We start from the raw sequence: 13266 nt of genomic DNA, 5'->3' as shown, positions 1-13266 counted from the left end.
CCCCCATGCGCATGAAGATCACCAACGCCGGCCGCGCCAAGCTGGTCAACGGCACCAACACCGGCACCAACACGGTGCTGATTTCTCAGATCGGACTGACCTCTACCGGCTTCACCCCCACTGCGGCCATGACGCAGCTGCCCGGAGAGTTCAAGCGGATGACCAGCTTCGGCGGCGAGTCCGTTGCGGCTGACACGATCCACGTCACGCTGCAGGACAGCGGTACCGACAAGTACCCGCTACGTGGCTTCGGCCTGTATCTGGCCGACGGCACACTGTTTGCCGCCTACGGCCAGGCCGAGGCGATCATGGAGAAGGCGAGCATCTCCACGCTGCTGCTCTCGGCCGACGTGGTGTTCGCCGATATCGACACGGCGCAGATCAAGTTCGGCAGCACGCAGTTCCTGAATCCGCCGGCCACCGAAACGGTTGCCGGTGTGGTAGAGCTGGCGGACAGCCCCGAAACCATCCTGGGCATCGATGCCGTGCGCGCAGTCACCGCTCGCGGACTGAAAGGCGCCCTGGACGACCGCTTCGGCGCCAACGCACCGACGCCGTTCGTCAAGACGGTGCTGGCGCTGGCCACGGCCGCGGCTATCCGCGCCAGCCTCGAACTGAAAGGCGCCGCGCTGAAGGATATGGGCCACGGCAAGGGACTGGACGCCGACACGCTCGACGGCATGCACGCTGCCGACTTCCCGCAGGTCGGCGAGGTGCAGCCCTCGTACCTGATCCCACAGAACAACGCGCAGAAGCGATGGATCAAGCTGGGCACACTGCCGTGGTCTTCGACCAATGCCAGTGTTCTGATGATCGAAATCACCAACGGCAGCATCGGTGGCCGCAGGTTCGTTACTGACTTCGTGTCTGCATCTGCACGCGGGTACGGCACGGGGCTGACGGTACTAACACAGGCGCACGTAGATGCCATGGTCTACCAAGCACGGCTTGGTGCTACCGATGCCCTCAACAACCCTGCTCGGCTCGGACTGGTTCTGACACGCGATGCGGCGGGGGACTCCAGCGGCGTTGAGCTTTGGATGCTCCAGGGCGACTACAACCACGGCCACCGCGTTCGCCCGGTCAACATCACCAACACCACCTACCATGGTGTTGCCACCTTCCAGACCGTCGAACCGGCCGGGATCGTCTATGCAACGGTCGAGCCGGTAGCCACTGTCTCGGATGTGCGGCGCCTGGTGGATTCCACCGAGAACCGCTGGGGACGCCGCCAGACGTTCGCCCTGGGCGCATCGCTGGCTGATGATCAAACCCTCGACCTGGGGACCGCTGGGGGCGCGCTGCGCGGTAGTGCCGTTGGCAGCGTGGTGCTGTCTGCCGCCGCCGGTAGCGACGGTGGCTTCGTCTACCTGCGCCCCAATGGCTCCGCGAACCCAGCAGGGCAGCTGGCTGTCTACAAGAACGGCTTTACCGAGATGGCGAGCGCCCGGATCGGAACCGGATCTGGCGACGGGAAGGTGCTGTGCGAGCTGTACTCAGAGCGTCCTTGGCAGTTCAAACAAGGCGGGACCGAGGGACAGACCGGATTGGAGCTGCACGACATTACAGGTGGCAAGGAATTCCGCCTTACGAATGTGGCCAACCCCAACAAGATCGTGCTGAACCCGACCGGCAGCTGGGTCTATGCGGCGGAGTTCCGGGGCAAGCTGACTGGCAACGCGGACACCGCCAGCAGGCTTGCAGCGCCCCGCACGATCAACGGAACCGCATTCGACGGCTCCGCCAACATTGTGACCACGGCATGGGGCGCTTCCCGCAAGGTGACCATCGGGAACACCGCCAAGGATGTGAACGGCGGCGTGAACTTTGGATGGACTCTGAGCGAGATCGGCGCAGCTTCCGTTGAGGAAGTGGCTTCGCGCGTGGCCTATCTCACGCCGACCAGCAACGACGACAGCTGGGTGGACACGTGGAACGCGCTGCGCATCAACCGACAGGGCAACCCCTCGCCTACCACGATGCCGGCGCAGTACACCATTGCCTGGTCCCTGCCCAGCTATGACAACTCCCGTGGCCTTGCCCTGGCCGCCGACTACGGCGGTGGCAACCGGTTCTGGATGCGATCCCGTCGCGACACCGCGCCCGCTGACCAGCGCTGGAAGGCATGGGCGGAGCTGTGGACCGATGCGAACTTCAATCCTGGCGACAAGCTGGACCGGGCCGGCGGCACCATCACGGGCGCTCTGGTCGTCAGCCAGGGCGTGACGTTGCGATCCACGATTGGCCTTGACTACATCGGGGCGAAGTCTCGGCTGATGATCCGCGATTTTGCGGATAGCAGCGGCGTCACCATTGACGCGGTGACCCTGAGCAACAGCGCCTACGCTCCACTGCTTCTGGGTGGCAGTGAACTGCGGTTCAATGGCAAGCCTGTTTGGCATGGTGGCACCTTCGATCCTGTCACCAAGGCCAACCGCATCCCCGGCCAGGTCATCATGTTCGCCGGCAAGAGCGCCCCGGCTGGCACACTCCTGTGCAACGGCGCTGCCGTCTCCCGCACCACCTACGCGGACCTGTTCGCTGCCGTTGGCACCCTCTACGGCGCCGGCGACGGCAAGACCACTTTCAACCTGCCGGCTATGGGCGATGGCACCGTTGTAACCCATACCAACAGCGCCGACGCCGTTGGCGGCTTCACCGCCGGTGAGGTGATCCGCCACGCCCACACCGCTAGTTCGGCCAGTGCCGGCAACCACAGCCACACGATCAATGTTGGTGCCGGCGGCGCACACTCACACGGCGCAAGTGCAAGCGGTGTAGGCGATCACGCTCACGGCGCGTGGACTGACTCGCAGGGCCACCACGCGCATACCGGCGGTACGTCTGCGGTAGGCGATCACCAGCACTTGACCGCCTTCGCCGAAGCTGGCTTCGCTTACCCGTGGGGTGCTGACTACGGCCAGCACGCCGGCTCGCGCGGCAATGTCGACTACGACAACCCTTGGCCGAACACCAGCCCCGCTGGTGCTCACTCCCATAGCTTCACCACGGATGGCGCAGGTGGCCACGCCCACAACATCGGCATGAATGGCGCCGGCGCTCACTCGCACGATATTTCTATCGCGCAGGTTGGCGACCACGGCCACAGCGCTACAGCGGCTGACGGCGGCGCGCATACCCATGCGATCACGGTGGCCAACACCGGCGGCGACCGCAACCTGCCGGCGGGTCTGCGAATGATCTACTGCATCACCTACTGAGGACCGAAGCATGTCCAATGAACCCCGCTTTGCCCACGCCTTCGACCCGATCACCCGCGCATACATAGGCCCGGTGCGGCTGCAGCCCTCCCCGGACGGCGCCTGGTATCTCCCGGATCACACCGTTGACGTGGCACCCAAGCGAACTGCTGGCGAGTTCCAGGCACTGCGCCTTTCTGAGGACGGAAAGCGCTGGGATGTAGTGGCCGACTACCGCAATCGGATGCTGTGGGATACGCGCACTGCAATGCCAGTCCCCAACCGCCTCGCGCTCGGCGACAAGGTGCCCAAGGGCGTGACGCTGGCTGAGCCGTTCCGACTTGATGGCACCACCGCGCAGTGCAACGCGTGGGACGATGGACAGGGCCTTTGGGTGCTTCAGCCGGACTACAGCGGCCAACCGCTCTGGAACAAGGCGGACGGCACGTTCGCCGCACCGGTGCCGCGTGGCCAGTCGCTGCCGCCCTCGGTCACCGACCACGCGCCCCCGTCCAGCCGCAGCCTGCCCGTCACCTACGACGATACGTCGGGAACGTGGGTAGACGTAGTGCCCACTGCACCGGAGGATTCGCCGCCGGCTGATCTGAGCTGACGCGGTGATGATCGTAGCGGCGCGGCGCGCGCGCCCGCCGCTGTAGCGGCTCTATCTACCTGCCGCGCTACGTGCGCGCGCGAAGGGACGCCGGGAACATGGGGGCATGGATAGTGCGCTGCCCCAACAGATCAACAACCTGCTCCGCGACGGCGTGGTGACCGAGGTCGATCACGCCCGGCACATGTGCCGCGTGCAGACGGGCGAAGCGCACACCGACTTCCTCCCTTGGTTCAGTGCCGCCGCCGGCGAGCTGCGCACCTGGTCCCCGCCGAGCAGCGGCGAGCAGGTTGCACTGCTGTGTTGCGATGGCGACCTGGCCAACGCCATCGTGCTGCGCGGGCTGTACTGCGAGCAGTACCCGGCACCGTCGAACAACCCGAACGTGACGCTGATCAAGTTCAAGGATGGCGCCGTGGTCAGCTATGACCACGACGCACATGCCATGTCGGCCGTTCTGCCCGCCGGTGGGACCGTGGCCATCACCGCCGACGGCGGAACCACGATCACTGGCCCGGTGACCATCAAGGGTGCCACCAGCATCGAAGGCAAGGTGACCATCACCGGCAAAGCGGAGGTATCCGACGACGTGACCGCCGCCGGCATCAGCCTGACCAAGCACAAGCACGTCGGCGTGCAACCGGGCGGCGGCACCACCGGGGCGCCTGCATGATCGGCATGGACGGCCGCACAGGCGTGTTCAGCGACGACTTGGCGCACCTGCGCCAGTCCATCGCCGACATTCTGACCACCCCCATCGGCTCGCGCGTGCAGCGCCGTGAGTATGGCTCGCTGCTGCCCGAGCTGATCGACCAGCCGTTCAACGACGAAACCCGCCTGAGGCTGTTCGGCGCCACCGCCACCGCGCTGATGCGTTGGGAGCCGCGCATCAGCCTGACCCGTATCGACCTGGCTCACGGCGACGTGGCCGGCTCGTTCGTCCTCGACCTGCAGGGCCAGCTGGCCACACCGAGCGGCGCATCGCGCAACACCCGCCTTTCCGTACCACTCCGCTTCCACACCCCCTAATCGAAGGAGAAGCCCATGGCCGCCAGCGGCTACCACCACGGCGTTCGCGTCATCGAAATCAACGGCGGCGTCAGGCCGATCCGTACCGTATCCACCGCTGTGATCGGCGTCGTCTGCACGGGCGAGGATGCCGACAAGACCGCCTTCCCTCTGAACCGCCCTGTGCTGATTACCGACGTGCTGAGCGCAGTCGGCAAGGCAGGCAGCACCGGAACACTGCGCGCCACGCTGCAGGGCATCGCCGACCAAGGCAACCCGATTGTGGTGGTGGTACGTGTGGCCAGCGCCAGCAACGACACCGACACCACTGCCAACGTCATCGGCGGCGCCAATGGCGGCAGCTACACCGGCCTGCACGCGCTGCTGGTTGCGCAGGCACAGCTGGGCGTGCGTCCGCGCATCCTGGGCGCACCGGGGCTGGACACCCAGCCGGTGACCGCTGCCATGATCCCCATCGCCAAGAAGCTGCGCGCCATGATCTACGCCAGCTGCGCCGCTAGCGCGACGGTGTCGGAGGCCATCGCCTACCGCGAGCAGTTCGCCGCCCGTGAACTGATGCTGATCTACCCCGACTTCATGGCCTTCAACACCGTCACCGCCTCCACCGGCATGGCCTTCGCCGTCGCCCGTGCCCTGGGCGTGCGCGCCATGACCGACCAGCAGCAGGGCTGGCACAAGTCCATCTCGAACGTGCCGGTGGCTGGTGTGACCGGCATCAGCCGCGACGTGCATTGGGATCTGCAGGACCCCAACACCGACGCGGGCCTGCTCAATGCCGGCGACGTGACCACCCTCATCAACTCGAATGGCTACAAGTTCTGGGGTTCGCGCACCTGCAGCGCCGACCCGTTGTTCCAGTTCGAGACGGCCACCCGCACCGCGCAGATCCTCGCCGACACCATCGCCGAGGCGCAGGAAATCTACATCGACAAGCCGCTGCATCCGACGCTGGTCCGCGACCTGTTGGAGAGCATCAACGCGAAGTTCCGCGAGCTGGTCTATGCCGGTTACCTGATCGGCGCCAGCGCCTGGTACGACGCCGGCGCCAACGCTTCGGAGTCGCTGGCCAGCGGCCAGCTGGTGATCGACTTCGATTACACCCCGGTGCCGCCGCTGGAAAGCCTGCAGCTGAACCAGCGCATCACCGACCGCTACTTCGCCGACTTCCCGGCCCGCATCAGCGGCTGAGGCCGCATAAGGAACCCCTGCCATGGCACTGCCCAGCAAGCTGAAAAACCTCAACCTGTTCAACGATGGCATGAGCTACATCGGCCAGGTCACCGAGTTCAAGCTGCCCACCCTGACCCGCAAGATGGAGGAGTACCGCGCAGGCGGCATGCTCGGCCCCATCGACGTAGACCTGGGCCAGGAAAAGATCGAGGCCGAGTGGAAGTGCGGCGGCCTGATGCTCGACGTGCTGCGCCAGTACGGCGCCGTTTCGCACAACGCGGTGCAGCTGCGCTTCGCCGGCGGCTACCAGCGGGAGGACAGCGGCGAGGTGGATGCGGTCGAGATCGTCATCCGCGGCCGCCACACCGAGATCGACGCCGGCACCGGCAAGGTCGGCGACGACACAGAGTTCAGCGTCAAGACCTCGGCCAGCTACTACAAGCTGACCGTCAACGGCCGCACCGAGATCGAAATCGACCTGGTCGGCATGGTCTTCATGGTCAACGGCGTTGACCGCCAGTCTGCCCTGCGTCGCGCCATCGGCGCCTGATCCCGCCCCCCTGCCCGGCCGCTAAAGCGGCTGGGCCATTCCTGAGAGATATAGCGATGACCCGCAACACCACCCATGAAGCCGACACCGCCACCGACGCTGAAGCCACCGGCGCCAACGTGATCGTGCTGGAAACTCCCATCGAACGCGGCGAGCAGGTGATCCGCTCCGTTCGCCTGCGCAAGCCGACCGCCGGGGATCTGCGCGGCATCAAGCTGTTCGACCTGGCACAGATGGATGTGACCGCGCTGACCACGGTCCTGCCGCGCATCAGCCAGCCGATCCTGACCACCGCCGACGCCGGCAAGCTGGAACCGGCCGACCTGATCGAGATCGCCCGTGTCATCGGTGATTTTTTCGTGCCGAAGTCGGAGAGGGAGTCCCTGCCTGCGTAGAGGATCTGATGGCCGATATCGCGGTGATCTTCTCCTTCACCCTCACCGAGCTATCGGCCCTCTCCCTGTCTGAACTCATCCAGTGGCGCCAGCGCGCCCATGAACGAAGTGGAGCACAGCAGTGATACAGTCCGCCTATGGACACCATCCTTTTCCTCGCCCTCGCGGCGTTCCTGCTGTGTGCAGTTGGCGCTCTGCTGGTGTGGGCGTTCAGCGCTGCGTGCCGCTTCCTGGCCGCGCTGGTAGCCGATCCCACGGACACCACGGCGCCGTAGTACGCGCATCGGTTGTCGTCGCATGAGCGGCGGCAACCTTCGCCTGCAGGTGGTGCTGGAAGCGCTCGACCGCGCCAGCGCCCCGTTCAAGAAGGTCATGGCCGGCAGCAAAGGCCTGACCACCGCTCTGCAGGAACAACAGGCCAACCTGCGCCGCCTCAATGCCGCCCAGCGTGACGTTGCCGCCTACCGCCAGCAGCAGCAGGCCGTGCGCGCAACCGAGCAAAGCCACTTGGCTGCAACGCAGCGCGTCGCCGCTCTGGCCCGGCAGATCAAGGAGGCGGGCACACCTACCCGCAGGCTGAGCCGCGAGTTCAATCAGGCCCGCACCGTTGCAGGCCAGTTAAAGATCCAGCACCAGCAGCAGTCGGTCGAACTGCAGCGCCTGCGCGGTGGCTTGGATCGTGCCGGCATCAGCACGCGGCAGCTGGGCACGCATGAGCGCAAGCTGCGCGGCGAGATTGCCGCCGCCTCGGCGCAGATGGATGCCCAACGCACGCGCCTGGCCGCGCTCGATGCTGCGCAGGCCCGTAGCCGCAAGATCCACAGCGCCGGCATGAACGCTGCTGCACACGGCACCGGCGTGGCGCTGGCGGCGTTCGGTGCGCTGCGTGCGCAGACGCTGCCCATCGCGCAGGCCATGAGCTTCGAGTCGGCCATGGCCGACGTAAAGAAGGTGGTGGACTTCGACACGCCGGACGGCTTCGAGAAGATGGGCCGCGACATTGAGGAACTGTCGCGCCGCCTGCCGATGGTGCCCACCGATATCGCCAAGATCGTCGCCGCCGCCGGCCAGGCCGGCATCGCCAGCAACGAGCTGACCCGCTTCGCCGAGGACGCGGCGAAGATGGGCGTAGCCTTCGACACCACCGCCGAAGACGCCGGCCAGACGATGGCCACCTGGCGTACCGCATTCCGCATGGGTCAGGACGACGTTGTCGTGCTGGCCGACAAGATCAACTACCTGGGCAACACCGGCCCGGCCAGCGTCCAGAAGATCAGCGAGGTGGTGAACCGCATCGGTGCGCTGGGCGAGGTGGCCGGCCTCGGCAGCGGCCCGCTGGCGGCGCTGGGCGCCACGGTCGCCGGTATGGGCATCGAGTCGGAGGTCTCGGCCACCGGCATCAAGAACATGCTGCTCACGCTGTCATCTGGCGATGCGGCGACGAAGCGACAGGTGGAGTCGTTCGAGAAGCTGGGGCTGAAGGCTGGTGACTTGGCTCAGGCCATGCAGAAGGACGCCGGTGGCGCCATCCTCGACGTACTGGAAAAGCTGAAGAAGCTGCCCAAGGCCGAGCAGGCGGCGACGATGACGCAGCTGTTTGGCCGCGAGTCGATCGGTGCGATCGCACCTCTGCTGACCAACCTCGATCTGCTGAAAGATAACTTCGGCAAAGTCACTGATGCGCAGAAGTACGGCGGTTCGATGAATGCCGAATACGCCGCGCGCGTGGGGACGGCCGAGAATGGCTTGATCCTGCTCAAGAACAGCGCCACCGTGCTTTCCCAGCGCCTGGGCAAGACCCTGCTGCCGACGGTCAAGGAACTGGCCGCGCGCGTGGCCAAGGTTGCCGACCGGATGGCCGAATGGGTCACGAAGAACCCGCAGCTGGTGGCTACCATCGCCAAGCTGGCCATCGGCGGTACTGCCCTGGCCACCGCGCTCGGCGGCCTGCTGGTGGCCGGCGGCGTCGGTGCCATGGCGCTGACGCAGATCCACAAGGGCGTGATGCTGCTCAGCGGCGGCGGCATCGGCCGGCTGATCGGCCAGGTGCTGTCGCTGGGTGGCCGGGCGTTCCCGATGCTGCTCAATGTTGGCCGCATGCTGCTGCCTCTGCTGGGTGGTATCAGCCTGCCTGTGCTGGCCATCGGCGCCGCCGTGGCCGTTGTTGCCGCGCTGGTCTGGAAATACTGGGAGCCGATCAAGGCTTTCATGATCGGCGTGTGGCAGGGCGTGCTGGATGTGGTCAACCCGATCATGGCCGAGCTGATGACCGCGCTGGAACCGCTGGGGCCGGTGTGGGCGCAGGTGTCCGATGCCATGGGCAAAGCCTGGGCATGGGTGCAGAAGCTGTTCACCCCCTTCAAGGCCACCAGCGAGCAGCTGCAAGGCGCCACCACCGCCGGCCGTGGATTCGGCCAGGTGCTGGGTCAGGTGCTGACCGTCAACCTGCGCATGGCGGTCGCCGCCATCGGCTGGCTGGTGACGGCGTTCACCTTCATGCTGCCGATCATCAAGAACGCCGTGGGCGGCGCGTGGACCTACCTACAGGGTGCGTGGCAGCTGATCGTCGGCCTGTTCACCCTCAACGGTGACAAGATCCGGTCGGGTCTGTCCGCCATGTGGGAGGGTGCCAATCAGATCCTGCTCGGCTGGCCCGCGAAGATGATGCAGGCCGGCATCGACATGGTGCAGGGGCTGGTCAACGGCATCGTGTCCAAGGGCAGCGCCGCGATGGATGCCGTGGCCGGTATCGCCTCGGGCGTGATGGACCGTTTCAAGGGGCTGCTGGGCATCCACAGCCCGTCGCGTGTCTTCGCGCAGTTCGGTGACTTCACCATGCAGGGGCTGGCCGGCGGCATCGACCGCAGCCAGGGCGAGCCGCTACAGCAGGTGACCAGCGTCGGCGACCGCATCACTCAGGCCGGCGCCGGTATGGGCGAGCGCATGCAGCAGGCAGGCGTCGGGGGCGCCGGTGCGTCGGCCAGCCGCCTTGATGAACTGCGCGAGCGGCGCATTGCCCGCGCTGGCGCCAGCGCCGATACCGACCGCGCCACCGCAAGCCGTGACCGCCTACGTGCGGCGGTGGTCGGGGGCGAGCGCGTGGTGCAGATTGGCGCCGGCATGACCCAACGCATGCAGCCCACCGGTGGAAACGGCGTTACCGCGCCCTCCCGTCTGGACGAACTGCGCGAACGGCGCATCGCCCGGATGGCCGACAGCGCCGACACCGCACGCGCGACGGCCAGCCGCGACAAGCTGCGCCAAGCATCGGCCGGATTCGCGCTGGGCGCGGCTGCGCTGCCCGTCATGGCCGCTGCCGCCCCAGTGATGGCCCCGGCTGCTGCGCAAGCCGCTGCGGGCAGCACAGGCGCTTCCAGCTACACCATCCACATCAACGCGCCGGCTGGATCTGATGAGCAGAAGATCGCGGACCTGGTGCGGCAGACCGTTGAACAGATTGAGCGCGACAAGGCCACCCGACGCGGTGCCCGGCTCAGCGACTGAGGACCACCACCATGATGATGACCTGGGGCACGTTCGTGTTCTCCCTCTCAACTGCCGCCTACGGCGAACTGCAGCGCCAGATGACCTGGCGCCACGCCAGCAGCGAGCGCGTAGGCGCCCGCGCAGCCCGCCAGTACGTCGGGCCGGGCGATGACACCATCAGCCTGCAGGGCACCATCGCTGGCGAGCTGGTGAGCGACCTGCAGGTGCTGGACAAGCTGCGCGAGCTGGGCGACCAGGGCAAACCGCAGGCGCTGGTGGAGGGTACAGGGCGCGTCTACGGCGCCTACCTGCTGACCAGCCTCAACGAGACACGGCGCGAACTGTTCAACGACGGCACACCGCGCCTGATCGACTTCCAGATGCAGCTGGAACGTGACGACGACAGCGCCAGCGAGGCCATCGCATGAGGGCGACCCCATACCCGATTCCCGCATGGCGGGTGGTGCTGGACGGCAAGGATCTGACCGACCGGCTGGCACCGCGCCTGCTGGATCTGTCCCTGACCGAGAGCCGTGGCGATGAAGCCGACCAGGTAGACCTGCGGGTGCATGACCATGACGGCATGCTGGCGCTGCCGCGCCGTGGGGTCACCCTGCAGGTGGCCATCGGCTATGAAGGTAGCGGGCTGTTCGACAAGGGCACCTTCAAGGTGGACGACGTAGAACACAGCGGCTCACCCGACATCATCACGATTCGGGCGCGTTCGGCCGACCTGACAGGAGCGGTTCGTCGCCGGCGCGAGCGTAGCTGGCACGACACCACCCTGGGCGACATTCTCGGTGCCATCGCCGGCGAGCATTCGCTCCGTGCGTCGGTAGCCGCGGATCTGGCCAGCGTGCCCATTCCACACCTCGACCAAGCCAACGAGAGCGATATCAACCTGCTGACGCGGCTCGGCAAGCGCTTCGACGCGGTGGCCACGGTCAAGGCCGGAACGCTGATCTTTGCCCCCATCGGTGCAGGAACCACGGCCAGCGGCCAGCCGCTGCCCGGCGTGCGGATCACACGGGCATCCGGTGACCAGCACCGCTACAGCGTCGCCGACCGCGAGAAGTTCACTGGCGTTCGTGCCTACTGGGGCGACCGGCGCGCAGCGCGGCGCACGGGCGTGCTGGTGGGCACGTCCGATAACGAGAAGAAGCTGCAGGCGACCTACGCCACCGCGCAGGAAGCGCGGCAGCACGCAGAGGCGGAGTTCAAGCGGCTGGACCGGGGCACCGCGCAGCTGAGCTATCGGCTGGCCGACGGCCGTGCGGATATCTACCCGGAGCAGACGGTAACTGTCAGCGGCTTCAAGCCAGAGATTGATGGCACCGACTGGTTGGTGGCCAAGGCCACTCACACCATCGACGGCAGCGGGGGCTTCGTCACCTCACTGGAGCTGGAGCGTGGTGGTGGATAGCTCGTTCTAACCCCAGGACGGGGAAACTTGCGCGCGTCCTTCGCTCTGTTAGGAGTAGCGATCGGAGTAGTAGTTGTTCCACAGAGCATCCTGCACGGAGGCTGCGATGCAATTGGAACTACTTTTCGCGATCAGCTTCTCGGCCAGTTCCAAGGGAACTAGGAAGCGATATGCGTCATTGGGTTCGATGGTGACTGGACAGCCGGTATCAAGGCCGGCAAGGATCGGCGACCAGCTGACCCAACCTAGGTAACGAGAGAAGTCTCTGTAACGAAGTGCTTGCCAAACTCGCTGCCGCATTGTTCTCTTCCGGCGCTCATACAGAAGCGAGATGGCTATGAGCCGTACAGGATGCGCGGATTTGTTGCGTACGATTACGCATACACCTGAAGCTGTTCCTTCAATGCCGTACAGCAAGTCAACCTTCACGCTCGGCCTGGCTCGGGCAACTGTCCATAGAAAGGTCAGGCTTGAGAGCACGGCGCCGTACACCGCCAGAATCTCGGTAATTTTCATTGCTTAGATCCTATTGATATGTCGCCCATGGCCTGACGAATGAAGCGAGCAGCGAGAGGTTTCAGGTAACGTGTGAGCACACCTACAACGAATAACAGTGCCGCGTGTGTAAGCGATGTACCGCAGGAATCGATGACCGCTGCCTGCGGGCTAGTGGCCTGCCAGATCGCAAGCGCCATCAACGCGGTGGACAAAGGTCGCCCCGTTTCCGACGGCGCCCTCTCTGTTTCAGCCGGAGCGGAGCGATGATGCGCCGCATGTGGGCACTGCATCTGCACGTCACCCGTAAACACCTGGCCGATGACAGCCCCTTCAAACACGGTATGACCACTGCACACGCACGCTGCCACACCACAGTTCACCGTTTCACCGCAACTCATAGTCCATTACACCGTATTGCGCGCCCCCAGCGGGCGCATCTTGCGGTGTGGTTAACGGCCTAAGTGGAGCAAGGCGTGAGCGTTATCGGCTGGGTTTCTTTGATCCTTTAGATGCCTTGACAACAACCTTTTGCCCGCGCAGATCCACATCACCGCTGATCTGCTGGCCGATGCTGGTGTTCTCGAACGAGGTCCGGGGCGCAGTCGCTACCGCCGGTGCATTGCTACCAAGCGCGGCTAGCGCCGCCGCACGTGCTGAAGGCGACGCTTTGCGCCACGCGTCGAGCAGATCCGCATCGGCCTCGGCAAGGCGATCGCGCCGGCCGACCAGGACATAGGTCACATCAACGCCGAGTTCGTCGGCAGCGACGAAGTACGCTCCACCGGGCAGGTGTGCATCTTGCTCGAACAGGATCTGCGTGCGCTTGGCAACACCGCAGGCCAGTCCCATGGCCTCCTGGGTCATGCCCAGACGCTTCCGTTCTTCTTTCAGGCGAATACCTA

At 65.7% G+C, this 13266-nt stretch carries 14 protein-coding genes; 12 read left to right on the top strand and 2 right to left on the bottom strand.

The genetic code is table 11. From position 1 onward, the window contains the following. Window positions 1–5: 5 nt before the first annotated feature. The 12 genes from QRO91_RS06925 (at window position 6) to QRO91_RS06870 (ending at window position 11866) form a co-directional block, all read left to right on the top strand. A complete protein-coding gene (locus tag QRO91_RS06925) occupies window positions 6–3221 on the top strand; it encodes a phage tail protein (RefSeq protein WP_285310339.1) in 3216 nt (1071 codons plus the stop codon). A gap of 10 nt (window positions 3222–3231) precedes the next feature. After that, on the top strand, window positions 3232–3813 hold the full coding sequence (locus QRO91_RS06920) for a hypothetical protein (RefSeq protein ID WP_285310338.1): 582 nt from the start codon (window positions 3232–3234) through the stop codon (window positions 3811–3813). 106 nt (window positions 3814–3919) lie between these two features. After that, on the top strand, window positions 3920–4486 hold the full coding sequence (locus QRO91_RS06915; protein ID WP_285310337.1) for a phage baseplate assembly protein V: 567 nt from the start codon (window positions 3920–3922) through the stop codon (window positions 4484–4486). Beyond that, window positions 4483–4842 (top strand): GPW/gp25 family protein, encoded by a 360-nt coding sequence (locus tag QRO91_RS06910; RefSeq protein ID WP_100553323.1) that lies wholly within the window; start codon window positions 4483–4485, stop codon window positions 4840–4842. The genes QRO91_RS06915 and QRO91_RS06910 overlap by 4 nt, the downstream gene beginning before the upstream one ends. 15 nt (window positions 4843–4857) lie before the next feature. Beyond that, window positions 4858–6030: a phage tail sheath protein gene (locus tag QRO91_RS06905; RefSeq protein WP_033833493.1), complete on the top strand. Its 1173-nt coding sequence runs from the start codon at window positions 4858–4860 to the stop codon at window positions 6028–6030. 22 nt (window positions 6031–6052) lie between these two features. Beyond that, window positions 6053–6562 carry a phage major tail tube protein gene (locus QRO91_RS06900; RefSeq protein ID WP_010481646.1) on the top strand — a complete coding sequence of 170 codons (510 nt, stop codon included), beginning with the start codon at window positions 6053–6055 and terminating at the stop codon, window positions 6560–6562. A 56-nt stretch (window positions 6563–6618) separates the two neighbouring features. Beyond that, entirely contained in the window at window positions 6619–6957 is a 339-nt protein-coding gene (locus QRO91_RS06895; RefSeq protein ID WP_204298293.1) for a phage tail assembly protein, read from the top strand. Window positions 6958–6965: 8 nt separating this feature from the next. Beyond that, window positions 6966–7082 (top strand): GpE family phage tail protein, encoded by a 117-nt coding sequence (locus tag QRO91_RS06890; RefSeq protein WP_010481644.1) that lies wholly within the window; start codon window positions 6966–6968, stop codon window positions 7080–7082. A 12-nt stretch (window positions 7083–7094) separates the two neighbouring features. Further along, on the top strand, window positions 7095–7232 hold the full coding sequence (locus QRO91_RS06885) for a hypothetical protein (protein ID WP_197602925.1): 138 nt from the start codon (window positions 7095–7097) through the stop codon (window positions 7230–7232). Between the two features lie 22 nt (window positions 7233–7254). After that, a complete protein-coding gene (locus QRO91_RS06880) occupies window positions 7255–10461 on the top strand; it encodes a phage tail tape measure protein (protein ID WP_285310336.1) in 3207 nt (1068 codons plus the stop codon). A gap of 11 nt (window positions 10462–10472) precedes the next feature. Continuing rightward, window positions 10473–10871 (top strand): phage tail protein, encoded by a 399-nt coding sequence (locus tag QRO91_RS06875; RefSeq protein WP_285310335.1) that lies wholly within the window; start codon window positions 10473–10475, stop codon window positions 10869–10871. Next, window positions 10868–11866 (top strand): phage late control D family protein, encoded by a 999-nt coding sequence (locus QRO91_RS06870; protein WP_285310334.1) that lies wholly within the window; start codon window positions 10868–10870, stop codon window positions 11864–11866. Before QRO91_RS06875 ends, QRO91_RS06870 begins: the two co-directional genes overlap by 4 nt. A gap of 48 nt (window positions 11867–11914) precedes the next feature. Here QRO91_RS06870 and QRO91_RS06865 read toward each other — a convergent pair whose 3' ends face one another. Together QRO91_RS06865 and QRO91_RS06860 are read right to left on the bottom strand one after the other, a co-directional pair. Continuing rightward, a complete protein-coding gene (locus tag QRO91_RS06865) occupies window positions 11915–12382 on the bottom strand; it encodes a hypothetical protein (RefSeq protein WP_285310333.1) in 468 nt (155 codons plus the stop codon). 462 nt (window positions 12383–12844) lie between these two features. Beyond that, the gene (locus tag QRO91_RS06860) at window positions 12845–13228 is read right to left on the bottom strand and encodes an XRE family transcriptional regulator (RefSeq protein WP_285310332.1); all 384 of its coding nucleotides are present in this window, start codon (window positions 13226–13228) and stop codon (window positions 12845–12847) included. Window positions 13229–13266: the final 38 nt, after the last annotated feature.

Source organism: Stenotrophomonas maltophilia group sp. Smal32, from assembly GCF_030237085.1.
Taxonomy (GTDB): Bacteria; Pseudomonadota; Gammaproteobacteria; order Xanthomonadales; family Xanthomonadaceae; genus Stenotrophomonas; species Stenotrophomonas maltophilia_Q.
Note: the sequence above shows the minus strand (reverse complement) of the source record. Positions and strands in the feature narration are given on the sequence as shown.